Annotated in this window: 12 protein-coding genes; 6 read left to right on the forward strand and 6 right to left on the reverse strand. The window is 72.0% G+C overall.

Annotated elements, in window-relative coordinates:
- The 3 genes from GA0115233_RS32200 to GA0115233_RS32210 all read right to left on the reverse strand — a co-directional run.
- Window positions 1-886 (reverse strand): serine/threonine-protein kinase (locus GA0115233_RS32200; RefSeq protein WP_141689596.1); only part of this gene is annotated, 886 nt, incomplete at its 3' end.
- A complete protein-coding gene (locus GA0115233_RS32205) occupies window positions 883-1,647 on the reverse strand; it encodes a serine/threonine protein kinase (RefSeq protein WP_093723862.1) in 765 nt (254 codons plus the stop codon). The genes GA0115233_RS32205 and GA0115233_RS32200, both read right to left, overlap by 4 nt.
- 80 nt (window positions 1,648-1,727) lie before the next feature.
- Window positions 1,728-2,882 carry a hypothetical protein gene (locus GA0115233_RS32210; RefSeq protein ID WP_255310427.1) on the reverse strand — a complete coding sequence of 385 codons (1,155 nt, stop codon included), beginning with the start codon at window positions 2,880-2,882 and terminating at the stop codon, window positions 1,728-1,730.
- A 236-nt stretch (window positions 2,883-3,118) separates the two neighbouring features.
- On the opposite strand from GA0115233_RS32210, the gene GA0115233_RS32215 reads away from it, so the two are divergent.
- The 4 genes from GA0115233_RS32215 (at window position 3,119) to GA0115233_RS32230 (ending at window position 7,900) form a co-directional block, all read left to right on the forward strand.
- Window positions 3,119-4,039, forward strand: a complete 921-nt coding sequence (locus GA0115233_RS32215; RefSeq protein WP_093723863.1) for a hypothetical protein — start codon at window positions 3,119-3,121, stop codon at window positions 4,037-4,039.
- A 74-nt stretch (window positions 4,040-4,113) separates the two neighbouring features.
- Window positions 4,114-4,536 carry a peptidase inhibitor family I36 protein gene (locus GA0115233_RS32220; RefSeq protein WP_093723864.1) on the forward strand — a complete coding sequence of 141 codons (423 nt, stop codon included), beginning with the start codon at window positions 4,114-4,116 and terminating at the stop codon, window positions 4,534-4,536.
- 125 nt (window positions 4,537-4,661) lie between these two features.
- Window positions 4,662-6,515 carry a glycoside hydrolase family 15 protein gene (locus GA0115233_RS32225; protein WP_093723865.1) on the forward strand — a complete coding sequence of 618 codons (1,854 nt, stop codon included), beginning with the start codon at window positions 4,662-4,664 and terminating at the stop codon, window positions 6,513-6,515.
- Window positions 6,512-7,900, forward strand: a complete 1,389-nt coding sequence (locus GA0115233_RS32230; protein WP_093723866.1) for an MFS transporter — start codon at window positions 6,512-6,514, stop codon at window positions 7,898-7,900. Before GA0115233_RS32225 ends, GA0115233_RS32230 begins: the two co-directional genes overlap by 4 nt.
- 7 nt (window positions 7,901-7,907) lie before the next feature.
- On the opposite strand, the gene GA0115233_RS32235 is transcribed toward GA0115233_RS32230, so the two are convergent.
- Window positions 7,908-10,076 (reverse strand): SpoIIE family protein phosphatase, encoded by a 2,169-nt coding sequence (locus tag GA0115233_RS32235; RefSeq protein ID WP_093723867.1) that lies wholly within the window; start codon window positions 10,074-10,076, stop codon window positions 7,908-7,910.
- A 267-nt stretch (window positions 10,077-10,343) separates the two neighbouring features.
- Here GA0115233_RS32235 and GA0115233_RS32240 point away from each other — a divergent pair, with 267 nt between their 5' ends.
- Window positions 10,344-11,558 (forward strand): cation:proton antiporter, encoded by a 1,215-nt coding sequence (locus GA0115233_RS32240; protein ID WP_093723868.1) that lies wholly within the window; start codon window positions 10,344-10,346, stop codon window positions 11,556-11,558.
- Window positions 11,559-11,645: 87 nt separating this feature from the next.
- Here the strand turns inward: GA0115233_RS32240 and GA0115233_RS32245 are convergent, their stop codons facing one another.
- Complete coding sequence (locus GA0115233_RS32245; RefSeq protein ID WP_093723869.1) at window positions 11,646-12,890, reverse strand: cation:proton antiporter; 1,245 nt, start codon at window positions 12,888-12,890, stop codon at window positions 11,646-11,648.
- 6 nt (window positions 12,891-12,896) lie between these two features.
- Window positions 12,897-13,367 (reverse strand): TrkA C-terminal domain-containing protein, encoded by a 471-nt coding sequence (locus GA0115233_RS32250; RefSeq protein ID WP_093723870.1) that lies wholly within the window; start codon window positions 13,365-13,367, stop codon window positions 12,897-12,899.
- A 163-nt stretch (window positions 13,368-13,530) separates the two neighbouring features.
- Between GA0115233_RS32250 and GA0115233_RS32255 the strand changes: the two genes are divergently transcribed.
- Window positions 13,531-13,938, forward strand: coding sequence for a hypothetical protein (locus GA0115233_RS32255; protein WP_093723871.1), 408 nt, complete (start codon window positions 13,531-13,533; stop codon window positions 13,936-13,938).
- Window positions 13,939-13,954 lie beyond the last annotated feature (16 nt).

Below are 13,954 nucleotides of genomic sequence, written 5' to 3' on the forward strand. Positions count from 1 at the left end.
CCAGCAGGCTCCCGGCGCCGTGCGCGGCGCGCTCGGTGTGCGTGGGCAGCAGACAGTCGGCGGCCAGGGCGCGCCAGAACTCTGGTACGACGGCGTGCAGCCGCAGCGGCGCCCGACCCTCGGCGTACTCCTGGACCGCGGAGGCGCGGGAGGTGAAGGTGGCGCCGGGGAAGGGCGAGGCGCCCCCGGTGAACACCTGGTGGATCATCACGCCCAGCGCCCACACGTCGGCGGTGGTCCGCACCCGCACCCCGCGCTCGTCCAGCGGGGCTCGCCACCGCTCGGGCGGCAGGTAGTCGGGGGAGCCCAGCGGCGGGATGTAGCCGTGGGTGCCGCGGGTGCCGTCCAGTTCGGCGGTGAGCCCGAAGTCGGACAGCCGCGCCGAACCGTCCGCCATGATCAGGACGTTGTCCGGTTTCAGGTCGCCGTGCACCCAGCCGAGCCCGTGCAGATGGGCCAGCCCCTCGCAGACCTCGGTCAGCAGCCGGTCCCCCTCCGGCAGGGGTCTGCCGTCGGCGGCGTCGAGGAGGTCCTGGAGGCTGCCCTCGGCCCGCTCCATGACCAGCACGACGGCACCGTCGAGGCCGGGCACCCCGGTGTCGGCGAGCACCTCGGAGTCCAGCAGCCGCATCAGCCGCGGATGGTGGGCCCGGGTGCCGAACTCGATCTCCCGCCGCGCGGTCTCCGCCAGCCGCTCGGCCTGCCGCGGGGCGAGCCCCGACACCGGCAGGAACTTCAGCGCGACGGCCGGTCCGTCCGGCTCCTCGGTGTCCCGGCCCGCGTACACCCGTCCCCAGCCGCCGTCGGCGATCGGCTCGGTGACCTCCCAGCGGCCCACCCGCAGGCCCGCGGGGATGTGCAGCGCGGTCTCGCCCGTCGTGCTCATCGACGACCCCCCGCCGGCTCGGCCGTACGGGACGGCAGCAGCGCCAGATGCTCCTCGCGCACCAGCCCGAACCGCAGCGCGACCCCGACCACGGCCTCCCGCTTGCCGGTGCGCCGGGCCGTACCCTCCGCCTCGCCGCGCAGCCGCAGCTTCTGCTCGGCCAGGTAGTCCAGGTGCGCGGTCACCGCCCGCGCGGTGAGCTTCGACAGCCCCGGGTGGTTGCGGATGCGCTCCACGATCTGCGGGGTGGTCGGCACGCTCACCGCCGACTCGTCGCGCAGCCGCGGCTCGCACAGCGCCACCAGGACCAGGAAGTACGTGGCGGTCTCGTCCAGCGAGTACGCGTTGACCGTACGCGTCCCCCAGGCGCCCCCGGGATCGTCGGCGTCCAGGTAGACGTGGTCCGGCGCGAACACCTGGAAGCTCACCGTCGAACCCCGGGTGGGCAGCACCACCCGGGCGAACTCGAACGGGATCGGCGCCCCCGACCGGCGCGGCGGAACGCGCAGGTACTCCCCGGCGCCCTCCGGGTTCTCCACCAGGTAGCTGTGGCTGGTGGAGTAGTTGGTGAGCTGCCAGTGGTCCTCGGTGACCCGGATCTCCCCGGCCAGCCGGGAGACCGCCGGGTCGGGCAGCACCAGCTCGACCGGGCGGGACGCCGAGCCCCGGCCGAAGCGCGCCGACTCCCCGGGTCCCAGGCGCAGGTTGGTCGGTTGTTCCGTGCGGTGCGCTGATGGCACATGGATCAGAATGCCGCTCATCGGCAGACTTCCCTCCCCCGAAATCGGCCTGGCCGAGCGGCACTCCGGTGGGTGGTGAAGTCGCCGCTCGCCAGTGTCCTCTACGAGGAACAGAGGGGCACACCGGGGAGCTGGTTGCCTGGTGAACGAAGGTAGATGTTGGTCATGTAGCCGCCGTACTGCGGGAGGTAGGCCCACCAGGTGTTCGTGTAGGGCGGAACGGTGACCTCCTGCCCCTCCTTCTGGCAGCTCACGAGCACTTCCACCCCGGCCGGCAGGGAGGTCAGCGGCGCGGAGTCGACGGTGGTCGGGCGGGGGCGCACTTTCACTCCCGAGCCCCAGGTGCCGACCCAGGTCCCCGCCGGGCGGGCGGCGCCGGGCACGTCGAGGGAGCGGGTGAGCCGGTTGACGGCCGTGTACGCCGAGCCGTACGGGGTGCCGTCGGGGTGCAGGGTGAACACGGCGACGATGGCGCGGTCGTCCGGCCCGACGGTGCCGGTGGTGTGCAGGGCCTCCTTGGTGAGGTCGACCCCGGCGGCGGCCCGCGCGTTCCGTGCGGCTGCGGCGGGTTTGGGCCCGCAGTCGCCGGAGGCACCGAAGCCCGACCAGCCCTGCTTGACCGCGTACGGCCGCTCGAAGGAGCCCGGGATGCCGAAGTGCTGGTCGAAGCCGTCGGCGCCGCAGCGCATGGTCTGGCGCAGGTTGCCCATCACGTAGTCCCGCACCGGCGCCTCGGCGGTGTCCAGCAGGTACCGGTAGATCCGTACCGTGTCGGCGGCCGACAGCGACACATAGCCCCAGTAGTCCTCGTACCCGGCGGGCGGTCGGTCGGTGTCGGTCAGCCCCAGCCGGGCCACCGAGCGGTCGACGATCGCCGTGCGCCCGCCGAGCGCCCAGTAGTGGCTGACGGCGTTGTCGTCGCTGCGGCGCAGCATCGCGTCGAGCCGGGTGCGGTCGGCGGCGGGCAGGGTGCGCGGGTCGTGGGTGCGCAGATAGTCCAGGGCGATGAGCAGCTTCACCACGGAGGCCGAACGGAACTTCTGGTTCTCGTTGTGCCGTTCGGTGAAGGTCCCGGTCGTGCGGTCGAAGACCGCGACGCCCGCGCTCACCCCTGCGGGCACCTCGACCTGCCCGGCGCGGCCGGGGTCGTCGGCGGCGGCCGGAGGGGCGCCGCCCAGGCCGAGGGCGAGGGTGGCCAGGGCGGCGGCGAGGGCGCCGGCGGACCGGCGCCGGGGCCGGGTGGTCGTACGGGTCACAGGGGGTCCCCTTCTCGTTCGGGTCGGGGTGACCGGGCGACGCTACGGCGGCCCGTCCGCCGTACGACATCCGCAAGTTGACGGAGGGCCGGGGGATGCCGGACCGGCGTTACCGCAGCCCCGCTCAGGCCGTCATTCCGTGAACTTCCGGATGACGCGGGCGCCTTCGCGCCGGATACGTTCCGCAGCGTCGAAGCGAGACCGACGAGACGGACCGACGAGATGGAGGAGTCCCGATGGGCGGAAAGGATCTGCTCCGGACGCTCGCCGTGACGGGCCTGCTGCTCGTCACCGCCTGCTCCGCCGCCGACCCCAACCCGGACGACCGGAGCGAAGGCTCTCTGCGCACCGAACTGACCGACACCGAGCGGGTGTTGCTCGGCGACGCGGAGGAGCGGCTGATCGCCGAGTGCATACGGGAGGCGGGCTTCGAGTACCGCCTCGACCCGGTCGCCCCGCGCGAGAAGGTGCCGGAGCGCCGGTTCGGGCTGGACGACGTGGACTGGGCCCGTGAACACGGGTACGGCCTGGCGGACACGGCCGGAACCGGCGACCGGGGCGGGAAGTCCGCGGCTCCCAAGAGCTCCCAGGACCGCTACCTCGCCGGCCTCGCGCCGTCCCGCCTGGCCGCGTACGAGCGCGCCCTGAACGGCACGAAGCCCGACGCGATCGTCGTCCCGGCACCCGGCCGCGGCGAGATCTTCACCGCCGCCGACGGCTGCCGCGCCGACGCCCGCCGCGCGCTCTACGGCGATCTGCGCAAGTGGACCGAGGCCAAGGCGACCGTGGTGAACCTGGCCTACCTCACCTACGACGACGTGGTGGCGGAACCGCGCTACACCAAGGCCCTCGCCGACTGGCGCGCCTGCATGAAGAAGCGGGGCCTGGACTACCCCGACACCTCACGGGCCGTCGGCGCCGTGGCGAAGGAGAGCGACTCCCGCACCCCGGAGCAGGCGCGCGAGCGCGAGGTGGAGGTCGCCGTCGCCGACGCCGAGTGCAACCGCTCGGCCGGGCTGGCCAGGACCGGCACCCGGCTGCAGAAGGAGCACGTACGGGACGCCGCACGGCGCACGTACGCCCGCCAGACCCGCTACTACACCCAGGCGGTCACCACCGCGCTGGACCGGGCCCGCGCGGTCACCGAGACCGGCTGAGCCCCACCGACCCCGGCCGTCGCCGGAAGAAATCCACACCAACCCACCGGAAACCTTGTCGTAAGGAGAGCTCCATGCGTATGCGCAAGCGCGCCCTGCTCGGGCTGGCCCTGGCCACCGCCCTGATCCCGGTCGCCGCGAGCACCGCACTGGCGGACGGCACCCAGCCCACCTACAGCCGGGACAACCCGGGCAACTGCCCGTCCGGGTTCCTGCGCGTGTACCGGGGCATCAACTACGACCTGGGCGGATGGGGTGTCGCCAAGTTCGAGCACTCCAACCCCGTCTGGTCGTCCACCATCAACGGCTACATCGCCCACCAGGACTCCTCCTGGTTCAACAACGGCACCGGCACCTCGTGGAGCTCCGTGGTCGTCTACTCGGACAACAACTACACCGGCAAGTCCTTCTGTCTGGACAAGGGCTGGGGCAACAAGTGGGACCCGATCGCCAACGACCAGGGCGAGTCCAACCAGTGGATCCAGGGCACCTGCTGATCCCGCCGCCCGGGGCCTGATCGCCACGGAGTGCGCCCCGACCCGTCCGGGCGCACTCTGTAGGCAAGCTCTTCGGCGTGCGGGCCGGCCTTCGGCCCGCGGGCCCGTGGGGAAGGAGGCATCCGGTGGACCGTTACCCGCCGATCGCCGACCACGGCATGGTCGGTGATCTCCAGACCGCGGCGCTGGTGTCCTCCGGGGGCACCGTCGACTGGTGGTGCACCCCCCGCTTCGACGCGCCCAGCGTCTTCGCCTCCCTCCTCGACAGCGAGCGGGGAGGCTACTGCCGTCTCGCCGCCGACCTCCCGGACCGGACCGACCTCACGGTCCGGCAGCTGTACCTGTCGGACACCGCGGTGCTGATCACCCGGTTCATGGCCCCGGACGGGGTCGGCGAGGTGGCCGACTTCATGCCGCCGCTGTCCGGCTCCGCGCCCACCGACCGGCACCGCCTGATCCGGGTGGTGCGGGTGGTGCGCGGCACCCTGCCCTTCACCCTCGTGTGCCGCCCGCGTTTCGACTACGGACGCGCCGCGCACACCCTGGAGCGCGTGGACACCGGCTCGGCCGTCTTCCACGGCCCCGGCCTGGACCTGCACCTCCAGGTCAGCACGTCCGGCGTGCTGCACGAGGACGCCGGTGACCTCACCGCCCGCTTCACACTGTCGGCGGGCGAGGTCGCCGCGGTCGTGCTCACCAGCGTGGAGAGCGGGGGCGCCGCGCCCCCTCCGCTGTCGCGCGACCTCATCCGCGGCGAGTTCGACGCCTGCCGCTTCTTCTGGCTGGGCTGGCTGCGCTCCTCCCGCTACCGGGGCCGCTGGCGGGACATGGTCAACCGGTCGGCGATCACCCTCAAGCTGCTCACCTACGCCCCCACCGGGGCGCCGATCGCCGCGGCCACCGCGGGGCTGCCGGAGCAGGTGGGCGGCGAGCGCAACTGGGACTACCGCTACACCTGGGTCCGGGACGCCTCCCTGTCCGTCGGCACCCTGATCGACCTCGGCTTCACCGAGGAGGCCCACGACTTCCGGCACTGGCTGCGCGACCGGCTGGCGGCCGGGGGCGCGGCGTCCGGCGAGCCGCTGCAGATCATGTACCGGGTCGACGGCGACACACGGATGCCCGAGGAGATCCTCGACCACCTGGAGGGCTACCGGGGCTCGGCCCCCGTGCGCATCGGCAACGGGGCCGCCGACCAGATCCAGCTCGACATCTACGGCGAGGCCGCCGACGCCCTCGCGCGGGGCGGCGCGGTCGCGGACGTGCGGGGCTGGCGCTCCTTCGCGGCCATGCTCGACTGGCTCGCCGGCTCCTGGGACCGGCCCGACGAGGGCATCTGGGAGACCCGCGGCGGCCGCAAGGACTTCACCTACAGCAGGCTGATGACATGGGTCGCCTTCGACCGGGGCATCCGGGTCGCGGCCCGGCAGTCCCGGCCCGGCGACCTGGCGCGCTGGCGGCAGGCCCGGGACGCGGTCTTCGAGCAGATCGTCGAACGCGGCTGGAGCCCGAAGCGGGAGGCGTTCGTGCAGCACTACGACGCCGACGTGCTGGACGCCTCGCTGCTGCTGATGCCCCGGGTCGGCTTCCTCTCCCCGCGCGACCCGTCGTGGCTGAGCACGCTGGACGCCATGGGCGAGGAACTGGTCAGCGACAGCCTCGTCTACCGCTACGACCCCGCCGCCTCCCCGGACGGCCTGCGCGGCTCCGAGGGCACTTTCAACCTGTGCAGCTTCCTGTACGTGGAGGCCCTGGCGAGGGCCGGGCGGCTGGCGCAGGCCCGCTACGCCTTCGACAAGATGCTGACCTACGCCAACCACGTCGGCCTGTTCGCGGAGGAACTCGGCCCGTCCGGTGAGCAGCTCGGCAACTTCCCGCAGGCGTTCACCCACCTCGCGCTGGTCGCCGCGGCCATGGCGCTGGACGAGCAGCTGGACACGGCGGCGGCCCGGCACGAGCCGTTCGGAGCCGTGGGATGACATCCGCCCCGGCGGGTTCCAGGGTCCTGCTCCCCCTCGCCCTCGCCCAGTTCATCTGCAGCTTCGCCGGCTCCAACATGAACGTGATGATCAACGACATCAGCGAGGACCTGGACACCACCGTGCAGGGCGTGCAGGTCGCGATCACGGTCTTCCTGCTGGTCATGGCGGCCCTGATGATCCCCGGCGGCAAACTGACCGACCGCTACGGCCGCAAACGGTGCTTCCTGGCCGGACTCGTCACCTACGGCGTCGGCGCCGTGCTCAGCGCGGCCGCCCCGGGCCTCGGGGTCCTCGTCCTCGGCAACTCGATCCTGGAGGGCGTGGGTACGGCCCTGCTCATCCCGCCCGTCTACATCCTCACCACGCTGCTGTTCACCGAGACGACCTCCCGGGCCCGCGCCTTCGGGGTGATCATGGGGCTCGGCGGTATCGGCGCCGCCGCCGGTCCCCTGATCGGCGGGCTCATCACCTGGGGCCTGTCCTGGCGGGCCGCCTTCGTCTTCCAGGCCCTGGTGATCGCGGGCATCGTCCTGCTGAGCCGGAAGATCGAGGACCCCCTGCCCCCGGACCCGGAGCGTCCGTTCGACGTGCGGGGCGCGGTCCTGTCGGCCGCTGGCCTGATCCTCGTGGTGATGGGCGTACTGGCGGCGGACAACAACGGATGGCTGATGCTGGGCCTGATCGTGGGCGGCGCGCTGGTCCTGGCGTGGTTCTTCCGGTCGGCGCGCGCCAAGGAGCGGGCGGGGGAGGAACCCCTGCTGTCCCCGTCCCTCTTCCGCAACCGCACCTCCAACCTCGGCCTGATCACCCAGAACGTCCAGTGGCTGGTGCTGATGGGCACGTCCTTCGTGGTGGCGACCTACCTCCAGGTCGTCCGCGGCTACAACGCGATCGAGACGGGCGTCATCTTCACCGCCGCGACCCTCGGCCTGCTCGCCTCGTCCCTGGCCGCGGAACGCCTGGCCGCACGCCGCCCCCAGCGCACCCTGATCATGGCGGGCTTCCTGCTCACCGCCGCCGGTATCGGCGTCCTGCTGGCCCTGGTCGCCGGCACCCCGAACCCCTGGGCCTTCACCCCGGGCCTGCTCCTGATCGGCCTCGGCCTGGGCGTGATGCTGACCCCCTCGGTCAACATCGTCCAGTCCAGCTTCCCCGAACACCAGCAGGGCGAGATCTCCGGCCTCTCCCGCAGCGTCTCCAACCTGGGCTCGTCCCTGGGCACGGCGGTCGCCGGAACCATCCTGGTCTCGGGCCTCTCCAAGCACGCCTACGCCGCGTCGATGATCACCGTCGCTGCGATCGCGGTCCTGGGCCTGGTCGCGGCGGCCCTGCTGCCCCGGTCGGCGGCGCCGAAGGCCAAGGTCGAGGGCGCCGCGCGGTAGCGGGGCGTCACGGGGCGTGCCGTGGGCACAGCAGGAGCAGGGCGATGTCGTCGAGGCGGGGGGCGGAGAGCAGTTCGGCGTGGTGCAGCAGGGTGTCCGCCAGGGTGTCCAGGTCGTACGGCGGTGTCGTCGACAGCCGGCCGGCCAGCGTGGTGATGGCGTCGTCGATGTCCGTGCCGGGCTTCTCGACCAGGCCGTCGGTGTAGAGGGCGAGGACGGCGCCGCGCGGCAGTGCGGTCTCGGTGGAGGCGTAGTCGGCGTCCGGGTCGATGCCCAGGAGCAGGCCGGGCGGCAGCCGGAGCACGTCGGTCGCGCCGTCGGGCCGCCGCAGGACGGCCGGGGGGTGTCCGGCGGAGGCCAGCCTGACCCGGCCGTGCTCCAGGTCGAGCTGGGCGATGAGGCAGCTGGCGAACAGACCGGGGTCGAGGTCGGTGAGCAGCCGGTTGGTGCGGGCGAGGATCTCACCGGGTGAGGACCCGGCGGTGGCGTGGGCGCGGACGGCCGTGCGGAGCTGTCCCATGAGGGCGGCGGCGGTGCTGTTGTGGCCCTGGACGTCGCCGATCGCCACGGTGGCCGTCGCGGGGGCGCCGGGGATGAGGTCGTAGAAGTCGCCGCCGATGTCCATGCCGCGCCCGGCGGGCCGGTAGCGGGCGGCGACCGCCAGCCCGGGGATGTGCGGCAGGGCGCGGGGGAGCAGTCCCGTCTGCAGGGTGTGGGCGAGGGCGTGTTTGGTGTCGTAGAGGCGGGCCCGGTCCATGGCCTGGGCGAGCAGCCCGGCCAGGGAGGTCAGGATGGCCCGCTCGGCGGGCGGGAACGGGCGGGGCGCGTCGTAGCCGAGGACGAGAGAGCCCACCGGCCGCCCCGACACGATGAGGGGGAGGAACGCCCAGGCGGCCATCCCGTCCTGGTGCACCGCCTTCGGGTACGCCCTCTTGAGATCGGCGAAGGACGGGAAGAACGTCGCCATGCCCGTGCTGACGGCTCGCACCGCGGGGGCGTTGGAGGTGAGGGACAGGCCGTCGAACCGCTCCATCAGCTCGGCGCGGTACCCGCGGTGTCCGACGATCCGCAGTCTGCCCTCGTGCACGGTCCCCAGCGCCAGGGCCCGGGGGCCGAAGGCGGGCACGATCTGGTCGGCGGCCAGCTCCACGACGTCCTCCACTCCGACCGCCTCGGTGAGGGCGGTGGCGAAGTGCGTCAGGTGGAAGAGCCCGTTCGCGGAGACGGGCTCGGCCGACCTCACCCGCGCCTCCTGCTCGGCGCCGCGCGGCTCCTCGTCGGCGGGGGTGATGTGGACGCTGATGCCGCTGGCGCTGGGGTACATCTGGAAGAACAGCCAGGTGTCCGGTGGCCGCCGCGCGGTGAAGGAGATCGGCTGACGGGCGACCACGGCCGCGCGGTACCGCTCCTCGACCCCCGGGTTCCGCAGCCATTCCAGCACCTCCCACGGGCGGTGGCCCAGCAGGGAGGCGGCGCCGGCGCCCACCAGTTCGGCCCCGGCGGGGTTGATGAACAGCAGCCGCCCGTCCAGGTCCAGGGCGCAGCAGCCCATCGGCAACCGCTCGGTGAAGCCCAGCGCCGCGATGGCCTGGGCCGGGTCGATGTCGCTGGGCCGGGGTGCCGAAAGCAGCCGTGGCCGCTCCAGTCGCGGCAGCGGACGCCCGCTGTCGACGGCCTCCCGCCACAGCCCCGCGACGCGCCGGCAGCACCGGGCGATCGTGTCCCGCTCGGTCGAGCTGAGCCGTGCCGGATGCCAGGCCGGCCACAGCAGCACCAGCCCGCCCCACACGATGCCGCCGCCGATGATCGGGGCCGCGGCGAGCATGAAGTCGTACGGCAGGACGACCCCGAGCCGGGGATAGCGGCGCGCCGTCTCCTCCTGGTCGCGCAGCCAGATCCAGCGCCGCTCACGGATGGCGTCCGCCACCGGGATCGCCGCGTTGAGCGGGATACGGGCCCAGGGGGCGGCGATCTGCTCGGAGATACCGCAGGCCAGCCCAAGCCGCAGCACCCGCTCCCCCGGGGGCAGCAGATACAGGAAACCCGTCGACGCACCGGTGTCCCGCACGACGCCGGTCAGGAGGGAGTCCGGTACCACGGAACCGGCGTCGGCACCGGACGAAGCGTCTACGGCGTGCTGTATGGCGGACACCCATTCCGGCCGCACGCCACCCATATCTGGACGATACGCCCGGACCTGCCCACCCGCCTCCCCGTCCGAGGCCGGTTTCAGGGGCTTGCGCTCAGCTTGTGGCGATCTTCGCCTTTTTGGTTAAGCTGAAGTACTTTACCGCGCGCTTACGCTCCGTTGAGCGCGAGGTTACTCAACCGTGAATGATGTGCAGCAGTAGTCCGCAGTCCGGCCCCCACCCGCTGACGCACCCCTGACGCACCCGTGCCGTGTCGCACCGCCCGCCTTCCGACCGACGGAGGACCGACGCCCGTGCACAACACGACCGCCCTGCTCATAGAACTCGGCGCCATCATCCTGGCCCTGGGCCTGCTGGGCCGCCTCGCCGGACGCGTCGGCCTCTCGCCCATCCCCCTCTACCTGCTGGCCGGGCTCGCCTTCGGCCACGGCGGCATCCTGCCGCTCCAGGCCAGCGAGGAGTTCGTCGCCACGGGCGCCGAGATCGGCGTCATCCTGCTGCTCCTTCTCCTCGGCCTCGAATACAGCGCCAGCGAACTGGTCACCAACCTCAAGACCCAGTACCCCTCCGGCGCCGTCGACTTCGTCCTCAACGCGGCCCCGGGCGCCGTACTGGCCCTGCTGCTCGGCTGGGGCCCGGTGGCCGCCGTCGCCCTGGCGGGCGTCACCTGGATCTCGTCCTCCGGCGTCATCGCGAAAGTCCTCGGCGACCTGCGCCGCATCGGCAACCGCGAGACCCCGGTCATCCTGAGCATCCTGGTCCTGGAAGACCTCTCCATGGCGGTCTACCTGCCCATCCTCACCGCCCTGCTGGCCGGCGTGAGCCTCGCCGGCGGCGCGGTCACCCTCCTGATCGCCCTGGCCACGGTGGGCGCGGTCCTCTACATCGCCCTCCGCCACGGCCGCCTGGTCAGCCGAGCGGTGTCATCGGACAGCGCGGAAATGCTGCTCCTGGTGGTGCTGGGCCTGACCCTCCTGGTAGCGGGCATCGCCCAACAGCTCCAGGTCTCCGCAGCAGTCGGCGCCTTCCTGGTAGGCATCGCCCTCTCCGGCGAGGTGGCAGAGGGCGCCAACAGCCTCCTGACCCCCCTGCGGGACCTCTTCGCGGCGGTCTTCTTCGTCTTCTTCGGCCTTCACACCGACCCGTCCGACATCCCCCCGGTCCTCCTCCCGGCCCTCGCGCTGGCAGGAGTGACGGTCCTGACGAAGATCGCCACGGGTTACTGGGCCGCGAAAAGGGCGGGCATCTCACCGAAGGGCCGCTGGCGGGCGGGCGGCACGCTGGTCGCCCGCGGCGAGTTCTCCATCGTGATCGCAGGCCTGGCGGTAGGAGCAGAACCCCGCATCGGCCCCCTGGCCACGGCGTACGTCCTCATCCTGGTAGTCCTGGGCCCACCAGCAGCCCGCTGGACAGAACCCTTGGCCCACCGCCTGACCCCGCACCGCCACCGCCCACCCAGTCCCACGGACACAACGACGGCAACAAAACCGGAGAGCGTCCTCTACTAGCCGGTCAGGCGTGCTTTCTCAGCCCGTCCGGCGTTTGAGGACGAGGCCCGTTCAGGGCCGATAGGCCCTCACACGCCCCGCGGTATGTCAGGCCTGATCCACGGAGTCCTGGTCCTCAGCAGGACGGGGGGCCGGGACCTCGCTGGCCGCCGCCGCGACCGGCGCGGCCTTCCCGAAGCGCGCCTGCAGCCAGCTGGCGATCGGCTCGGTCCACCGGGCGGTCAGCGGCCCAAGAATCACCAGAATCAGCACATACGCGGTGGCCAGCGGCCCAAGGGACGGCTCGATCCCCGCGGTGACGGCAAGCCCGGCAATAACGATGGAGAACTCACCGCGCGCCACGAGCGTGCCACCCGCCCGCCAGCGCCCCTTCTCCGAGACTCCGGCCCGCTTCGCCGCCCAGTACCCGGTGGCAATCTTCGTCAGCGCGGTGACGACGGCCAAAACCAGCGCGGGCAGCAGCACCGGCGGAATGCTGGAGGGATCGGTATGCAACCCGAAGAAGACAAAGAACACGGCCGCGAACAGATCCCGCAACGGCGCGAGCAGATTGTGCGCACCCTCCGCGACCTCGCCGGACAGGGCGATACCCACCAGGAAGGCGCCGACGGCCGCAGACACCTGCAACTGCTGGGCGATGCCCGCCACCAGCAGGGTCAGCCCCAGCACCACCAGCAGCAGCTTCTCGGGATCATCACTGGAGACGAACCGCGAGATATGCCGCCCATAACGCACAGCGAGAAAGAGGACGAGCCCCGCCACCCCCAGCGCGATGGCCAGCGTGGCACTACCCGCAGCCAGCCCGGTCCCCGCCAGCAGAGCGGTAATGATCGGCAGATACACGGCCATGGACAGATCTTCGAGCACCAGAATGCTCAAAATGACGGGCGTCTCCCGGTTGCCCAACCGCCCCAGATCCCCCAGGACCTTGGCGATCACCCCGGACGACGAAATCCACGTAACGCCCGCCAGCACGACAGCCGCAACCGGCCCCCACCCCAGCAGCAACGCCATCGCCGCCCCGGGAAGAGCATTCAGCGTGGCATCCACCAGCCCCGCCGGATACTGCGTCTTCAAATTGGAGACAAGATCACTCGCCGTGTACTCCAGCCCCAGCATCAGCAGCAGGAGTATGACCCCGATCTCGGCACCAATGGCAACGAACTCCTCACTGGTACCCAGCGACAGCAGACCCCCTTCACCAAAGGCGAGCCCGGCCAGCAGGTACAGGGGAATGGGTGAGAACTGGAACCGCCCGGCGAACCGCCCCAGCAGCCCCAGGCCCAGGATGATCGCACCGAACTCGATCAGAAAGATGGCGGAGGAGTGCACGCGCGTCTACTCCCGGCCGAGAATGGCCGCGGCCGCGTCCACACCCTCGCGGGTCCCGATCACGATCAGCGTGTCCCCGCCCGCGAGCCGGAAGTCCGGCCCGGGCGACGGAATCGCCTCCGCCCGCCGCAGCACCGCCACGATCGACACCCCGGTCTCCGTGCGCATCCGGGTCTCCCCCAGATGCCGCCCGTTCCAGTGCGACGTCGCCGCCAGCTCGATCCGCTCCGCGACCAGACCCAGCTCCGTCGTGGACAGCAGACTCGGGCTGTGATGCGCCGGCATCAGCGCATCGATCACCGCTTCCACCTCTGACGCCGTCAGCCGCACCGACAGCGCACACGCGTCCGGGTCGTCCTTGCGGTACGCCGACAGCGTCCGCGACCCGTCCCGGTGCGCCACCACCGACAGGGGCCGCTGCTCCCGCGTCACCAGGTCGTACCGCACCCCGATGCCCGGCAACGGCGTACTGCTCATCCGCGCAGCACCCACGGCTGCCCCCCTGTCTCAATCACACGTTTCTTCGGCCAATCTTTGATGACACCCTAACGAGCATCCGGAACCGGACCTTCGCCCACTCCGCCCCGATTCGGCAAGAGGGGTGATCGCCGCGGACGGGCAGCCGAGGGAAAGGTCGAGCATGGTCGAGTGGGTGTCCCTGAGTACGGGGGCGCGGCCCGTGCCGAGGCCCGTGGCCACTCCGTTGGTGTGGGCCGTGGCCTGCGGCGGCGCGCTGGCGCTGGTGGAACTCCTCAATGTGTTCGTCGGCCCGAACCGCCCTTCCCTGGCGCTGGCCGGCCTGTCTCTGCTCGCCGCCCTGCTGGGACTGCGCGCGCGTTTCACCGCCGCCCCGGGCACGGCGGTCCTGTGCTGGCTGTTCCTCAACGGCTTCGCCATCCCGCCCGCCGGCACCCTCACCTGGACGGGACACCGTGACGCGTTCTGGCTGACCTGCCTGCTGACCGCCGTGCTCGTGGGCACGGCGGCGGCCCGGCTGCTCCATGCCCGCGCCGCCTACCGACGCATCACGGAGCAGACCGGGCCGTAGACGAAGCCCCCAAGCC

The sequence above is a fragment of the Streptomyces sp. DI166 genome, from assembly GCF_900091315.1.
Lineage (GTDB): Bacteria > Actinomycetota > Actinomycetes > Streptomycetales > Streptomycetaceae > Streptomyces > Streptomyces fuscus.

Bases quoted from the DNA above. Each gene is read 5' to 3' on its own strand.
- GA0115233_RS32250 (WP_093723870.1), bottom strand. From the start codon at position 13,367: ATGAGCAGTACGCCGTTGCCGGGCATCGGGGTGCGGTACGACCTGGTG.
- GA0115233_RS32230 (WP_093723866.1), top strand. From the start codon at position 6,512: ATGACATCCGCCCCGGCGGGTTCCAGGGTCCTGCTCCCCCTCGCCCTC.
- GA0115233_RS32205 (WP_093723862.1), bottom strand. From the start codon at position 1,647: ATGAGCGGCATTCTGATCCATGTGCCATCAGCGCACCGCACGGAACAA.
- GA0115233_RS32215 (WP_093723863.1), top strand. From the start codon at position 3,119: ATGGGCGGAAAGGATCTGCTCCGGACGCTCGCCGTGACGGGCCTGCTG.
- GA0115233_RS32235 (WP_093723867.1), bottom strand. From the start codon at position 10,076: ATGGGTGGCGTGCGGCCGGAATGGGTGTCCGCCATACAGCACGCCGTA.
- GA0115233_RS32255 (WP_093723871.1), top strand. From the start codon at position 13,531: ATGGTCGAGTGGGTGTCCCTGAGTACGGGGGCGCGGCCCGTGCCGAGG.
- GA0115233_RS32220 (WP_093723864.1), top strand. From the start codon at position 4,114: ATGCGTATGCGCAAGCGCGCCCTGCTCGGGCTGGCCCTGGCCACCGCC.